Source organism: Amycolatopsis sp. NPDC057786, assembly GCF_042797905.1.
In the GTDB taxonomy this organism is placed as follows: Bacteria; Actinomycetota; Actinomycetes; order Mycobacteriales; family Pseudonocardiaceae; genus Amycolatopsis.
On record NZ_JBHVKW010000018.1, the window covers coordinates 13630 to 28017 of the forward strand.

Below are 14388 nucleotides of genomic sequence, written 5' to 3' on the forward strand. Positions count from 1 at the left end.
ATTGACCTCACCAACGAGTTCCTTGGTCGGCTTGTCGAACAGCGCGAAACTGCGGACCAGGTTCTTGATCATGCGAGCGGTCTCGTCGATCTCGCGGCGTAAGGCGTCAACGCGCTGTTCCCGCTCGTGCTGAGCGGCGGCGCCGAGTTCCCGGGCAGTGTCGCCCAGCAGACTGCGACGGTAGGTGCCGAAGACGTGCGCGGACAGGAACTCGTTGAGCTTGGTGACGATGGCGTCTTCGCGGATCCAGAAACTCCCGGGGCCGGGATGCCCGTCAGGGACGTACCCCTTCTTCGGTGCGCAGACGTAGTAGGCGTGCCCTCGGCGGGTCTTGCCGTTCATTCGTCGGCCACAGGCGTCGCAGAACAGGTAGGTGCGTAACAGGTAAGAGCGCTTGGTCTGGGGGTGGTTGACGTTGGTGTTGTCGGTGCTGCGCGAGCCGAACCGGTGTCCGCTGACGTTTTGAGCTTGCAGCCAGTCCTCGAGCGTGACGAGAGGTTCATGGACGGGCTGCGCGGACCAGATCCACTCCTCGACCGGGTTGACGCGGTTGCCGCGTGACTTACGTCCGCGCACGTTCCACACCATGTGCCCGGTGTACTTGGGATTGACGAGGATGTCGCGCACGTTCGAGTAGGTCCAGCGGCCGACGGCGCGCTTCGGGTCGACAGGGATCGGCGGCGGGTAGCTAGCGGGGTCCGGGTTGAGTTTGTCTGCGATGGCTTGGTAGCCGAGGCGTTCGTCGATCCGCCAGCTGTAGATCTTGCGCACAGTGGGTGCCTGCGCAGGATCGACTTCGAGGAAGGTCTTCTTGACGCCCTTCGCGCGTTTGGCGGGGACAGGGTGCGGCACGTGCCGGGCACGGTAGCCGTAGCAGGGTTTGCCGATGTTGTATCCCGCCTCGGCGTGGATGGCGAAGCCGTCCCAGGACTTCTCCAGCATGTCGATGACGTAGAACTCGGAGATACTCTGCTTGACCCGGCGGGTGAGCACCTGCGTAGCAGTCTTCGGTTTGCGACCGTCCACTGCGGCCAGTTGAAATGGCTCGTCCGCGGCTAGCAGCCGCACCCCGGCGCGTTCCAGGCGGTGCTCGATGGTGGTGCCGTAGTACATGTGCCGGGCCGTGCGTTCGATCGATTCGCAGATGACGTAGTCGAATCGCCGATCGGGACGTTCTGCCTCGGCTAGCAGGTCTTGGATGCCGCCATCACGCGGGATCGGGATGTCGAACTGTTCGTGCGCACGTCCGCTCCCACGGGCGTCGAGGTCCATCCGACCGGATTCGACGTCATAGAAGTGGGCGACGATCAGGCCATCTACAGGAAGCGCGCGTTGCGACGAGCCCAACTGGCGCGGCAGGGACAGGGTCGGGTCCTGCATGTCCCGTGTGGACACACGTCCCAGCCATGCGAAGCGAAGCAATGTCGGCCGGGACGCGACGGGAACCGATTCGCCGCCCACTGCTTTTCCGTACGGGCTTCGCGGTGGCCCTACGCTGCGTTGTCCAGCCCATGCACGGACCTGGTCGGGGCCTGCCATTGCGTCACCTCCCACAGCACCCGCGCCTGCTGCGCGGCAAGCCGTTTCCCCTCGATTCCTTCCACGGTAAGGATTTCTACGATCAGTTCCGGTGGTTCGCCAGGAACCAGCAGTCCCGTGGTGTCATCGCGGCGTTCGGTTTCCCCTGCCACCGCTTACACTCCTCGACCGAGAGTGAAGGAATCGGTGTCCGTCCTATTTTCGCGTCCGTAGAACGCCGCCCGGATCTGCTCGGGCACGGCGTCGGACCGGCGGCCGGCGACCTCGGTCGCTGCCAGGACGGACATGTGATCGTGCCTCCTTGTCGGGTCGTTCCTCCCGCCACACACGGCACCCCAGTGAGCTTTCCCGGGTGTCGCGGGCCTGGAATCGTAGCGTCGATCGGCGAAAAACGGAGGCCCCGAACGAGTGGGCCTCCGAAGCGCCCGCGTCACGGGCGGGCGAGGTGGGTTACGCGGTAAGGGGGTTCTCTCCCGCCGCGGAATCGAGTCCAGCGATCCGGCGTATCGCGATGTCGTGATACGCGGGGTTGGTGTCGATGCCGGTGAAGCGGCGGCCGAGTTCGCGGGCGGCGACGCCGGTGGTGCCGCTGCCGCTGAACGGGTCGAGGACATGGCCTCCCGGCGGGCATCCGGCGGCGATGCAGCGGCGCGGGATCTCCAGCGGGGACGGTGCGGGATGGCCGGCGCGGGATCGGTCGGGTGGAATGGTCCACACGTTGCCGGGGTTGCGTCCGCGCCAGCCATGCGCGGGGGTGCGGGGCCAGGTTCCGCGGGCGTTGTGCGGCTTGTTGCCGCCGTGATGGGCTCGGCGGGGCAAGGCGCGGTCACCGGTGTAGGGCTGGCGGATCGGGTCGAGATCGAAGTAGTAGTCCGGTTGCGTGACGAACAGGAAGAGCATCTCGTGGCGGGTGACGAGCCGGTCGCGGATCGGCGTGGGCGTGGCGTGCGGCTTGTGCCACACGATCGCCGACCGCAGAATCCACCCGTCGCCTTGGAGCGCGAAAGCGAGGCGCCAGGGCATGCCGAGCAGGTTCTTGTGTGGCACGTCCGCTCGTGGCCGGTAGTGCGGCTGTCCGGCTTGGCCAGGTGTGGTGCACCAGTAGCCGTCGGAGTTGGTGGAGTAGCTATCGCCGAGGTTGATCCACACGGTCGCCCGCGGGGTGAGCACGCGGCGCGCCGCAGTGAACACCGCCCGCACCGTGTCGATGTACTCGTCCGCGGTCGGTTCCAGGCCGATCTGCGGGTGCTCGCGCACTGCTCCGCAGTCTCGGCACTGGCGCCGATCGCTGCTGCCGTTCGCTGATGCGGTTCCGGCGCTGGCCGGGCGGTGGCGGCACCCCGGTAGCCCACCGGTCCAGGTGTCGGGAGCGTAGTCGCGCAGGCGCCAGGAGGGCGGGCTGGTGACAAGGCAGTCGACCGAGTCGTCAGTCAGTTCCGCGATCCCGGCTTCCGCATCAGCGGTGCAGAAGTTGACATCGTCATACCGACGACGAGTCACGATGGACGCGTTCACGCAGCCCTCCCCCGTTCGTCCGTTGCGAGGCCTAGGCGTCGGAGGCCGATGTCGTGGAACTTCGGGTTGAGGTCGATGCCGACGTAGGACCGGCTGAGCTGTCGTGCGGCCATGCCGGTGGTGGTGGCGCCGCTGAACGGGTCGAGCACGACGCCGCCCTCCGGGCATCCGGCGGCGATGCACCGCAACGGGATGTCGATCGGGAAGGCGGCGAAGTGCGCTTCGCGGAGGGGACGGGTGGTGATGGACCAGACGTCGCCGGGGTTCTTGCCACGCTGGTGCGCGGCGGAGTGCCGCGCCCCGGTCGGCCGCATTGCGTCGCCGTGCGTTTTCCCGGCGAACGGATCGGCATTCCGGTATTTGCCGTACACGCTGTGGCCGCGGCGGCGTGCGGTCGCGTCGATCCCGCCGTGGCGGCCCTTGGTCGCGCCGCCGATCACGATGCCCTCACCGACCGCTTCGGGGCGGGTGAGTGGTTCGCGTATCGGGTCGAGGTCGAAGAAGTACTTCTGCTGTTTGCTGAGCAGGAACAGCATCTCGTAGCGGTTCGAGACCCTGTCGCGTACGGATTCGGGCATGGCGTTGGGTTTGTGCCACACGATCGCGTTGCGAAGAATCCAGCCGTCGGCCTGCAACGCGAACGCGACTCGCCACGGCATGCCGACCAGGTTCTTCCGCGGCAGTGACCGCGTGCGTGCCACCCCGGCCTGGCGCACCGATTCCCGCAGGGGCGCTGCCGCGTTCCGGCCGGACAAGGTGCTGGCACGCATCGCGTCCCCGGTGTGGCCGGGCGGTTCGGCGGAGTAGGAGTCGCCCAGGTTCAGCCACGCGGTGCCTGTGTCGGCCAGGACGCGGTGCAGCTGCGCGAAGACACCTCGGAGCCGGTCGACGTAGTCTTGCGGGGTCGCCTCCAGGCCGTGTTGGTCGTCCTCGCGGCGGGCGCCGCACCGACGGCAGCGCTGCGGCGCGCCACCGCGATGCGCCGCCGACGCGGGATAGGTGAGGTGCGGATGTTTGGACTGGGAAATGTTGCCGCCGCGTCCGGCCGCGGCCAGGTGGGCGCAGTCGGGATCGCCGCCGACCCAGGTGCCGGTCCCGTAGTCGCGCAGCCCCCAGTACGGCGGGCTGGTGACTACGCAGTCCACCGACTTTTCCGCCAGGCCGGCGAGGGTGGCGGTGGCGTCGCCGGTGTAGAGCGTGACCGTCTCATCGCGGTAGTAGGCGGTGCTCGTCGGATGCTGGGTCATGCCGCCTCCCGGCCCTGGTCGGTGAGTCCGGTGGTGTCGGTGTCCGGGCTCGGTGAGCCCCAGCGGGCACGGCGGTTGTAGACAGTCCAGAACAGGGCGGGTTCGACCAGCGCCCGGTGGCTGCGCTGCCGCGACCATGTCCAGTTTTCCGGCGGCTGTTCCACTCCGCGCAGCGTGCGATCACGCACGGCGTAGCCGAGGTAGACGGGGTTGGCCAGGATGGTGTGCACCACCGCGCGGTTCCACGCGCGTGCCCGGCCGGACACGGGATCGACCGGGCGGGGATGCTGCTGTTCGGTAAGACGTCGGGCAATGGCGCGGTCGCTGAGGTTTTCGTGTACCGACCAGGCGAAGATCAGCGGCACAACCGGCGCACGCAATGGATCAACGATCAGCCGGTGCCGCCATCCCGCACGAGCGGACTCCGGCTCCACCCAGTGATGTTCCAGGGCGTAGCCGTACGGTGCGGGGCCTACCCACCAACCGTCGCGGGTGCGCTGCCACAGCGCCAGCCGCGACCGCCTGGTCAGCTCCACCGGATACAGGTCGACGCCCGGATCGGCAGACTCGCGCCGGTCATCGTCCGCATACGCAGCCAGCGGGTATCCAGTGAGGGCTTCGCGCAGCCTCCGCCATCCGGTGGGTGACTCAGGCCTGCGTGTGCGATAGCTGACGAACGGATAGAGCAGAGGATTGATACGGGATGAGACCCGACGCGGGCGGCGACCCGGTTGCGGGGTGATGTCCATGAGATTCGCTCCTTCTGCAAGGTGGGTTGAGGTCGCGAGCCGTGGCACGTCGGCTCACTCACGAGCGGGGCACCGACAGGTGTTAGGTGAAGCGGCGCGCACTCAGGCGGCGACCGAGTCGAGCCGTGTTCCGCGCCCGGGGCGGTGTGGTCGCGGCGGTGCGGGCAGCTCCGGGAGGGACTGGTTCAGAGCCGGATCGGCGGCGTCGGGATTGGCCCTGAGCACCAGCGCGGTGTGGTGTGCCGGCAGCGCGACCGGATGCCCGAGCGCGCGTTCAGCTCGTGCGGCGGCACGGCGCTGGGCCAGCGACGCGCGGGTGTACGTGCGGCCTCGTCGCACCGTTGCAGTCAGCGCCACACACCGCGCGACCGGTGCCAGCCCGGCTGCGGTGGCGACCGCGGTGATCCGGCTGGGAACGTCGAGCAGGTCGTGGCGCACGGGGTGGCGCTTCGGGGCACTGGTGATGACCACGTGCCCGCCCGGACGCAGCAGCGGCCGGTACTGCGCAAGCAGCCCGTGCAACCGGTCCAGCGCACTATCGAGGTCGCCAGCCGGACCGGGTCGCAGGGTCGTCAGGAGGAGATCGATCCGCCCGGTCAGCCCGGCCGTGGCCGCGGCGACGGCCGTTCCGGGGCGTCGGTCGAGGATGAGGACCATGCCGTCGACGAACACCCCGTGCGCCTTCGTGGCGGTGACGTTGGTGCGCGCCAAGCGCCACCACCGGCGCTGCCCGGTCAACCCGATCGCGTGCCGTCCACCTCGCAGCGCTTCGACGATCGTGGTGCCCGCTCCGCAGTCGGGATCGAGCACGACATCACCGGGCCGGGTCAGCGCCGCGACGGCGTAGCGGGCGATCGCCGGGGCCATCAGGGCGGAGTCGGTACCGGTGGCGTCGTGGTAGCCGCCCTCGTTCAGTTGGGCCGTCAGACTGTCGGTCCCGGTCGGCCACACCGACGCCACGACCGGGCCTTCGGACCGCTCCCCCGCCGGGCGGGGGAGCTGCGTGCCGGTGCGCTTAGACATCCGAGGTCTCCCTCCCGTCGAGGGCCCCGTCGTCCGACGCGTCCGGCGACAACCGCCCGAGCAGAACGAGGTCGTGGTGCACCGGGCGCAGCGGCGGCGCTGCGGCGTCGACCGCGCGCGGCGAGACGTCCGGCGCAGAGGCCGCGGCACCCGCCCGGTCCGCGGTGACGGGGCGATCCGGCGTGTCCGGTACGGGCGCGGTGAGCACGGCGATGTGGTCGAGACACCGCAACCCGCGACTACCCAGCGTGTCCAGCAAAGTCGCGTGCGGATCGCGCAGCCGACCATCACAGGTATCACTGTGTGTGACTGTCGCGAGGAGGCCGCGCGGGGTGAGCAGGGCGTCCCAGTCGGCGTGCGCGAGCCAGTCGGTCGCATGCGGATCGAGCGCGGTGATGATCAGGTCGAACCCGCCGCGGGGTCGGTTCCCGTCGCGACGCGGAGGGCATGCGGAGTCGGGGTGCGGATCGGCCACCGGGTGCAGACCGAGCCGACCGAGTCGGGGTCGCGACCCCGACTCAGTTCCGACACAGCGGGGCGAGTCGGTGTGCTCGGCCGAGTAGTCGGGGGCGGGCGCCGCGGTCGCGGTATCGGCGCCGCGACCGAGCCGGGCAACGGTCCAGACCGCCTCGGCGAGACCGACGTACGCCTCGGCGCTGCGGGCCACGCCGGACGCGCGCCCGAGAGTACGCGGGGATGGCGGCGGGGTGAGCAGAAGGACGCGGTCGCCGGGGCGACTGTAGGTCGTCACGAGGGTGACGATCGTGCGTCCGAGCCAGCCGGGAAGCAGTGCGGTGCCGGGCAGCATCTCCGCGTCGGCGAACGGCCAGAAGGTCGCCGGACGTGGCCGGCGGGCAGCTGCGGTAGCAGGTGTGGTCCGTGGCGCGCGGCGCCGGCCGCGGCGGAGGCTCGCCGTGTCGCGATGTGGCAAGCGGTGGTGACGGCGTCCGGGCTCGGGATGCGGTGTTGAAGTCATCGGTGGCCTTCCTCGCGGTGTGATCGGCGTGGTCTGCCAAGTCACCCCAAGAGGCGGGTTTTGAGGCCGTTTTTCGACACCGCTCACCCAAGTTTTTTCACAAACTCCGAAGCCCTGCGCCGCACGCAGCGGGACGCGATTCCGAATACGCCGACACTTTCCCAGTGTTCGGAAGAATTCGAGCCCAGCACGATGCGGGTCGCCTGCTGTCGAATCACCTCGACTCGGGTCAAGAAGAATTTCCGACCCGAATCAAAGCGGCCCGGCCGAGCCACCGCAGACCCGCCTCGGCGAACCCGCCGCTTGCTACTAAGGATCACTTAAAAGACCAGTCCAAGGGCTACTAAGGCAATCGTGGACACCGCCGGTGCACGACGTCCCACATGGAGGGTTCTGAATCCTTCAAGGCTTCAGTTTTAGTAGCCGGATTCGCCTACTAAGAAGATCATCATTGTTCTTTTCTTGTTCTTTTCTTGTCGCCGCCCTGGCGTCCTGACGGAGCTGATTCACCAACTCCAGTCAGGAGCGCATCAATGACGAACGACGAGACTGTTTCCGCACCTATCCGGCCCGATCACGAGGGGCACGACTGGCTCCCGCTGGACACCGCGCGCGACGCCTTCGGGTGGCTGGTCACCGGTCCGAAGCCGATGGCCGTGCACGGGGCCCGGTTCGCCGGGTTGCCGCGGCGTCCGGTGCCGCTGGACGAGCTGCGGGACCGGGTGATGAGCAAGCAGTGCCCGCCCCGCACGCGCGACGATGTGTGGGCGCACCTGGTGCTGCGCTCCCGTGCTCGCGGGGGTGCCTGGACGGTGGCGTGCGTCGGGATGGCGCTGCCGTCACTGGCCTCGAGTGCGCGATGGCTGGCAGCGCGGTATCGCGGCGATCGCGCGGACGCGCACGCGGCCGTGCTCGCCGGGTTTGTTCACGCGCTCTCGACGGTCGATCTGGCCGACCCGGCCATCGCGGTCCGGCTGCACTTCGCCGCGCGCCGCGCCGGACAAGAAGCATTGGAGGAGTCGCTCGATGCTCCGATGCCGGCAGGCTCGGGCTATCACTCCGCGGCGCCGCGCCCGCCGTACGGACACCCCGACTTGGTGCTCGCACGGGCGGTCGGTGAACAGATTCTCACCCCCGCTGAAGCGGAACTGATCTCGGCGACACGGCTCGGCGAAACCTCGGTGACCGACTGGGCGCAGCGCCACAACACCGCGCTCAAGACCGCGTTCAAAGCCCGTGATCGAGCCGAAGACCGACTCGTCACGTGGCTGCGCGATCAGCTCGCCAACACCGACTCCGAAGACCCCGTCGCCGACGCAGCTGTCGCCGCTTTGGTCGTCGACTCACCGGACGCTCCCGCCGAGGAAAAGCCGCACTTGTCACGTGCTGTGAGCGGCCGTCTGCGCAACGGCTGGCCGACCGATTCCAAAAAATCGTCACGGGCGGTGTCGAAAAACGACCCGAAATCCGGCCTCTTGGGGTGCGGGGAGATCCCACCCGGCTCCCCGCGTACCGCCGAGCACGAGCCGACTTCGGAGGTGCGCCGATGCGCGTGACACCCCATCCCCAGATCCAGCAGACCACCGTGCCGTCGCGCCCACACGCGGCGAACGCACCCGATCAGACACAGCCTCGCGCGGACGTCACCAACTGCTCGCGGCCGGTGGCACGCACGGGTGGCGCACGGCCACGTCATAGGACCTCTCAACCGCCGTCCGCGCGCCGCATGATGTCCCGGTCTATCGCCGTGGTGGTCCTCAGCGCGGTCGCGCTCACCGCGGATGCGGCACAGGCATCAACGCAGGTTCTCGCGCTCGCGACCAGTGTCGATCAGGTCTTCACCAACATCCGCGACTGGCTGGTCGGAATCCTGGCCGGCCTGGCGACGGTGTTCCTGACTGTCGGCGGGGTCCGGTACCTCCTGGCCGGAGGCAACCCCGGCGAAACAGAGAAGGCGAAAGGGTGCTTCAGGAACGCAGCATGGGGCTACGGATTGGCGGCACTAGCGCCGCTCGCCGTGGAAATCCTGCGCGGGATTGTCGGGGCCTGAGGTCATGGCCAAGACCCGACCTCGCCGCGATCGCGGCGCGCCTGGCGTGCGCTCAGCGACCCGGGGGCACCGGGAGCGGGTCCTGCTCACCCCGCCCATCCCGGAAGGACACGCTCGCAGCCGCCGGCATCGGTTGGTGCAGCCGGTGGCCGTGGTGCTCGGCTGCCTGCTGACGGTCGGTGCGTGGGTAACGCCCGAGAAGCTCGCGCCACGCGACGCGCAACAAGCCGCGGTCGCCGTCGCGCAGCAACCACCGCCCTTGCCCCTGCCGACCAACCCGCCTGGACACACGTGCGCACCGGATTCACCGGACCCGACATGTCACTTCCCGACCGGGTCGCCGCATCCGCCGGCGCCGACGACCCCATTGCCGCCAATCACCGAACTACCGCCACCGACCAGTTGTTTCCCCGGCCAGATCGGGTGCACACCCAGCGGCCCGAGCACTGCACCGCAAACGAACACCACCACGCCGTGCACCGGAGAAGGCTGCATCCCGCAACCCAGTACTCCCCCGCCATCCACAGCTCCAGAGCAGTCCGGCCCGGGAGTTGACGGTGACGACCCGGACTGCGGGATCACCAGCATCGAAGGCTGCATCAACAAGGCCATCAACGCGGTGTTCCGCGAGCTGGTCAAGTCCGCCCTCGACCCGCTTCTGAAGCTGCTGGGCGACACCGCGTTCACCACGCCGACGCTGGATTCGCTGCCCGGAGTGACGAACCTGTGGAACAACTCCTGGCTGATCGTGCTGGCCTGCTACAGCGGGCTGATCATGATCGGCGGGATCATCGTGATGTCGCACGAGTCGATCCAGAGCCGCTACTCGATCAAGGAGATCGCGCCACGGCTCATCGTCTCCTTCTTCGCCTCGATGCTGTCGCTGTTCCTCATCGACAAGGCAATCCGGTTCGCCAACGCATTGTCCACCGCGGTTCTCACCGATGGAGTCGATCCGCCACAACTCGGCGACAACTTGACCAAGTCGATCGGCGGCGCCTACTCGGCGATGGCATCCGGCGGGCTGTTCATGATCCTGCTGCAGGTCGTCCTGGTCATCGCGGTGATCGCGCTCCTGCTGGTCTACGTGGTGCGGGTGATCCTCACGCTGCTCCTGACCGTCTCCGCCCCGCTGTGGGTCGCCTGCCACGCCCTCCCCCACACCGACGGCATCGCCCGCTGGGGCTGGCGTGCGCTCGCCGCCACGCTCGGCATTGAGATCGCGCAATCGCTCACACTGCTCGTCGCGGTCAACACCTTCCTCAACGGCAGCACGAAGCTGTTCACCTCCATCGGCGGCGGGCTGATGATGCTCTTCGCCGTCCTCGGGCTCCTCTACATCCTGTTCAAGATCCCGTTCTGGTTCCTCTCCGCCACCAAACTCGGCACCGGCCGCTCCTTCCTCGGCGGACTCGCGAAGGCGTACATCGCGGCGAAAACGTTCGGTGCTATCGCGGGCAAGTCCGGTGGGTTTGGCAAAGCAGGCGCCGTCGCCGGTGGCGGGAAGGGCGGCACAGGCGGCGGGGGCCGCGGCGGTGCTGTTGCCGATCCACCGTGGCCAGCTCAGCCGCGGATCGCGCCGACACCGCAGGCGGTCAACAAGCGGTTGCAGGCGGCCTACGACGCCGACCGCGCCCGTGCTGCCCAGCAGCCGCGCCCGCCCTCACAGCGACCGGAGTTTCTGCAACCCGGTCCGCAGAAGACCACCCACGACCCGGCCGTCACCCCGGCCACCCAAGGACCCGTCATGCCCGAATTCAGTTCCGCATCCAAGCCCGCTACTCCGGTCCCGCCGCCCGCCAGGCGGCGGGACCGGCAGGCCGCGACGGCTCCCCGGTTCCAAGCTGCTGGTGCGCCACGCCGAGCCGGTGGTGCCGCGCCCCCGGCTCGACCGGTCGCGGTGGCGGCGGTTCCGCCGCACTTGCGGTTCCAGCCGCCGACGCCGGAACCCGGGCACGTGTCCCGACCGGTCACGCCAGCGCCCGCGCCACCCGCAGCACCGGTGTTCCGGGCCGCACGTCCGGAGCCGCGCATCGGGGACGCCCGCCCGCGCACCCCGTCCGTACCGCCGGTCACATTCCGGGCGCCGACCCCGCCACTGGCGCCGCCGAAGTCCCCGCCCCGTGGAGGTGAGAAGTCATGACCCAGCCTGTACGCATACCGTCTGATGTCGATCGCGAAGACCGTGTCCTAGTCAATCTCACCGCCCGTCAGCTGGCGATCCTCGCGGTCACCGGGATCGTGCTCTACGGCGCCTGGTCCCTAGCCCGCAACGCAGTACCTCTACCGATCTTCCTGATCGTCGCGATCCCGATTGGAGTCACTGCGGCGGTGCTGGCGTTGGGCCAGCGCGACGGCATGAGCCTTGACCGGCTTCTGCTCGCAGCCATCCGCCAGAGGCTGCAACCCCGCCATCGGGTCGCCGCGCCCGAAGGCGTGCAGGCCGCGCCGGAGTGGCTGACCAGCCGCATCACCGCGACCGATGCCACCGGTGTGGCGGGCGAGTCGGAGGTATCTCCGGCCGCGCTGCGGCTGCCCGCGGAAGGAGTCACCGAAGCCGGTGTCATCGACCTCGGCACGGACGGGGTAGCCATGGTCGCAGTGGCCAGCACGGTGAATTTCGCGCTGCGCACGCCCGGCGAGCAGGAGGCGCTGGTCGCGTCGTTCGGCCGGTATCTGCATTCGATCTCCGCGCCGGTGCAAGTACTCATCCGGGCCGAACGGCTAGACCTGAGCGGGCAGATCAACGAGCTTCGCGAGGCCGCCCCTGGTTTGCCGCATCCGATGCTCGAAGCGGCAGCGCGTGAGCACGCGACCTATCTCGACCAGTTGCGCCGCTCCACTGATTTGTTGCGACGCCAGGTGTTGCTGGTGCTGCGGGAGCCGGTCCGCGTGACCGGGCCGACCGACGGGCTCGGCGGAGCGTCCCCGCTTGCCGCGCTGTGGGCTCGGCGTGCCCGCGGCCGGGACGGAGAGGTCACTGAGACTGCGCGGCGCTCGGCGGAAACCCGGCTCGTGCGGCGGCTGGGTGAGGCGACCGAATTGCTTGCCCCCGCAGGGATCACGGTGACGCCGTTGGACGCGGGCCAGGCCACCGCCGTACTCGCCACCGCGTGCAACCCCGACAGCCTGATCCCGCCCTCGACGGGGCTGGCCGGCGCGGACGAGGTGATCACCACCGCTGCCTCGGACCTCGACGACGAGCCGCCAGTCCGGCACCGGAGTACGGCCAGCCGCCGCGGGCTCGGCAGCAGCGCGGCGCTAGAGACGACGGCTCTTGATGATTGGGAGGGCGGTGACCTATGAGCCGGAAAATTGGCCGTCCTCGAGGCCGCGGGACGCAGAACGTGAACGCACCGTTGGGAAGGGCCAGTGCGTTCACGCCGGATTCGCTGTCGGTCGCGCCCCGGCATCTGGAGATCGGTGGCGAATGGGTCTCGTCCTTCGCGATCACCGGGTATCCCCGCGAAGTCCACGCAGGATGGCTACAACCGCTGCTGTCCTATCCCGGCCGTGTCGATGTGTCGCTGCACATCGAGCCGATCGATCCCGTCACCGCCGCCAATCGACTCAAGCGTCAGCTATCCAAGCTGGAGTCAGGGCGGCGACACACGTCGGACAAAGGACGGTTGGTGGACCCGATGGTCGAGGCAGCCACCGAGGACGCCTATGACCTGTCCTCCCGCGTCGCCCGCGGCGAAGGGAAGTTGTACCGGCTCGGGCTGTATCTGACCGTGCACGCCACCAGCGAAGCGGATCTCACCGAGCAGGTGGCCGCGGTACGGGCGCTCGCGGCGTCGTTGCTAATGAACGCCCAGCCGACCACTTACCGGTCGTTGCAGGGCTGGGTGTCCACCCTGCCGCTGGCGCTGGATCTCATCGGCATGCGCCGGACCTTCGACACCAGTGCTCTGGCAGCCGCGTTTCCCTTCACCTCGCCGGACCTTCCTCCCTCCGACCCGACCAGTGTCGCCGCACCGGCCGGTGTGTTGTACGGGTTCAACGTCGGATCGCAGGGTTTGGTGCACTGGGACCGCTTTTCCGCCGACAACTACAACGCGGTGGCACTCGGGCGCTCCGGGGCGGGCAAGTCCTACCTGGTGAAGCTGGAAACCCTGCGCAGCCTCTACCGCGGGGTCGAGGTGTCCATCATCGATCCGGAGGACGAGTACCGGCGGCTGTGCGAGGCCATCGGCGGCACCTACATCCACCTCGGTGACGCCGATGTCCGCATCAACCCGTTCGACCTGCCGATCGCGGTGCGCCCGGACGGGCGCCGCACCGCACCCAAGGACGCCCTGACGCGCCGGGCGCTGTTCCTGCACACCGTCATCGGGGTGCTGCTCGGCACCGACCTGTCCGCGCAGCAACGAGCCGTGCTCGACCGGGCGATCATAGCCACCTATCAGCAGGCCGGGATCACCAGCGACCCGCGGACTTGGGGCCGGCAGGCGCCGCTGCTGGCCGATCTCGCCGCGGTCCTCACCGGCACCGCGGACCCGGTCGCGGCGGACCTGGGCGCCCGGCTGCACCCGTTCGTCGAGGGCGCGTTCTCCACGATGTTCTCAGGGTCGACCACGACCAGGGCTGAGGGGCACCTGACCGTGTTCAGCCTGCGTGACCTGCCCGACGAACTCCGGCCGATCGGCACGCTGCTCACGCTGGACACAGTGTGGCGGCGGGTGTCCAACCCGGCCATCCGGCGGCCAAGGCTGATCACGGTCGACGAGGCATGGCTGCTCATGCAGGACCCTGCCGGAGCGCGGTTTCTGCACCGCATGGCTAAAGCAGCCCGGAAACACTGGGCGGGCTTGACGATCGCGACCCAAGATGTCGGCGACGTCCTCGGGACGGAACTGGGTAAGGCGATCATCGCCAACGCCGCGACGCAGATTCTTTTACGCCAAGCGCCGCAAGCAATCGATGAGATCGTGGCGACCTTCAACCTGTCCGAAGGCGAGAAGCAGTTCCTGATTTCCGCGGACAAGGGACAAGGTCTGCTCTCGACCGGGACGCAGAGAGTCGCGTTCCAGTCGCTGGCGTCGCCGCAGGAAAACGCGCTCATCACTACAGATCCGGCCGAGTTGGCGCAGTACGCAGACCACGAATCTAGCACGGACGACGGCGCGTTTGTGGACCTCGGCGTTCACGACACTGAGCTGGCTCTCGACGCGGACGCCGACGGGCACGTCGACCTCGACAGCGCAGCGTAACCCGCCCCGCCGCTGCGGATCGCTTCAAGCACCATCATTTCTGCCCAATTTCTTTGCTCGCCTGATTTTCCTTTGC

At 68.7% G+C, this 14388-nt stretch carries 11 protein-coding genes and 1 pseudogene; 5 read left to right on the top strand and 7 right to left on the bottom strand.

Annotated features, from left to right (window positions below; genetic code table 11):
- Positions 1-471 precede the first annotated feature (471 nt).
- From ACFVM3_RS13290 to ACFVM3_RS13320, 7 genes and pseudogenes are all read right to left on the bottom strand, one after another.
- Positions 472-1539 (bottom strand): annotated as a pseudogene (locus ACFVM3_RS13290) (recombinase family protein); the annotation flags it as partial.
- On the bottom strand, positions 1491-1691 hold the full coding sequence (locus ACFVM3_RS13295; RefSeq protein ID WP_378438380.1) for a hypothetical protein: 201 nt from the start codon (positions 1689-1691) through the stop codon (positions 1491-1493). The gene ACFVM3_RS13295 and the pseudogene ACFVM3_RS13290, both read right to left, overlap by 49 nt.
- Positions 1692-1989: 298 nt before the next feature.
- Positions 1990-2796, bottom strand: coding sequence for a DNA-methyltransferase (locus ACFVM3_RS13300; protein WP_378438382.1), 807 nt, complete (start codon positions 2794-2796; stop codon positions 1990-1992).
- Between the two features lie 254 nt (positions 2797-3050).
- Entirely contained in the window at positions 3051-4301 is a 1251-nt protein-coding gene (locus ACFVM3_RS13305; protein WP_378438384.1) for a DNA-methyltransferase, read from the bottom strand.
- Entirely contained in the window at positions 4298-5050 is a 753-nt protein-coding gene (locus ACFVM3_RS13310; RefSeq protein ID WP_378438386.1) for a recombinase family protein, read from the bottom strand. Before ACFVM3_RS13310 ends, ACFVM3_RS13305 begins: the two co-directional genes overlap by 4 nt.
- A 102-nt stretch (positions 5051-5152) precedes the next feature.
- Entirely contained in the window at positions 5153-6073 is a 921-nt protein-coding gene (locus ACFVM3_RS13315; RefSeq protein WP_378438388.1) for a DNA methyltransferase, read from the bottom strand.
- Positions 6066-7049: a hypothetical protein gene (locus tag ACFVM3_RS13320; protein WP_378438390.1), complete on the bottom strand. Its 984-nt coding sequence runs from the start codon at positions 7047-7049 to the stop codon at positions 6066-6068. Before ACFVM3_RS13320 ends, ACFVM3_RS13315 begins: the two co-directional genes overlap by 8 nt.
- Before the next feature lie 533 nt (positions 7050-7582).
- Here ACFVM3_RS13320 and ACFVM3_RS13325 point away from each other — a divergent pair.
- The 5 genes from ACFVM3_RS13325 to ACFVM3_RS13345 are packed head-to-tail and all read left to right on the top strand — an operon-like array spanning position 7583 to position 14312.
- Entirely contained in the window at positions 7583-8605 is a 1023-nt protein-coding gene (locus ACFVM3_RS13325; protein WP_378438392.1) for a hypothetical protein, read from the top strand.
- Positions 8596-9099 carry a pilin gene (locus ACFVM3_RS13330; RefSeq protein ID WP_378438393.1) on the top strand — a complete coding sequence of 168 codons (504 nt, stop codon included), beginning with the start codon at positions 8596-8598 and terminating at the stop codon, positions 9097-9099. The genes ACFVM3_RS13325 and ACFVM3_RS13330 overlap by 10 nt, the downstream gene beginning before the upstream one ends.
- Before the next feature lie 46 nt (positions 9100-9145).
- Positions 9146-11242: a hypothetical protein gene (locus ACFVM3_RS13335; protein ID WP_378438395.1), complete on the top strand. Its 2097-nt coding sequence runs from the start codon at positions 9146-9148 to the stop codon at positions 11240-11242.
- Positions 11239-12405: a PrgI family protein gene (locus tag ACFVM3_RS13340; RefSeq protein WP_378438396.1), complete on the top strand. Its 1167-nt coding sequence runs from the start codon at positions 11239-11241 to the stop codon at positions 12403-12405. Before ACFVM3_RS13335 ends, ACFVM3_RS13340 begins: the two co-directional genes overlap by 4 nt.
- A complete protein-coding gene (locus ACFVM3_RS13345) occupies positions 12402-14312 on the top strand; it encodes a VirB4 family type IV secretion system protein (protein ID WP_378438398.1) in 1911 nt (636 codons plus the stop codon). Before ACFVM3_RS13340 ends, ACFVM3_RS13345 begins: the two co-directional genes overlap by 4 nt.
- The last annotated feature ends 76 nt before the right edge of the window (positions 14313-14388 follow it).

Coding starts and splice junctions, on each gene's coding strand:
- ACFVM3_RS13305 (WP_378438384.1), bottom strand. CDS start 4,301: ATGACCCAGCATCCGACGAGCACCGCCTACTACCGCGATGAGACGGTC.
- ACFVM3_RS13310 (WP_378438386.1), bottom strand. CDS start 5,050: ATGGACATCACCCCGCAACCGGGTCGCCGCCCGCGTCGGGTCTCATCC.
- ACFVM3_RS13315 (WP_378438388.1), bottom strand. CDS start 6,073: ATGTCTAAGCGCACCGGCACGCAGCTCCCCCGCCCGGCGGGGGAGCGG.
- ACFVM3_RS13320 (WP_378438390.1), bottom strand. CDS start 7,049: ATGACTTCAACACCGCATCCCGAGCCCGGACGCCGTCACCACCGCTTG.
- ACFVM3_RS13325 (WP_378438392.1), top strand. CDS start 7,583: ATGACGAACGACGAGACTGTTTCCGCACCTATCCGGCCCGATCACGAG.
- ACFVM3_RS13330 (WP_378438393.1), top strand. CDS start 8,596: ATGCGCGTGACACCCCATCCCCAGATCCAGCAGACCACCGTGCCGTCG.
- ACFVM3_RS13340 (WP_378438396.1), top strand. CDS start 11,239: ATGACCCAGCCTGTACGCATACCGTCTGATGTCGATCGCGAAGACCGT.
- ACFVM3_RS13345 (WP_378438398.1), top strand. CDS start 12,402: ATGAGCCGGAAAATTGGCCGTCCTCGAGGCCGCGGGACGCAGAACGTG.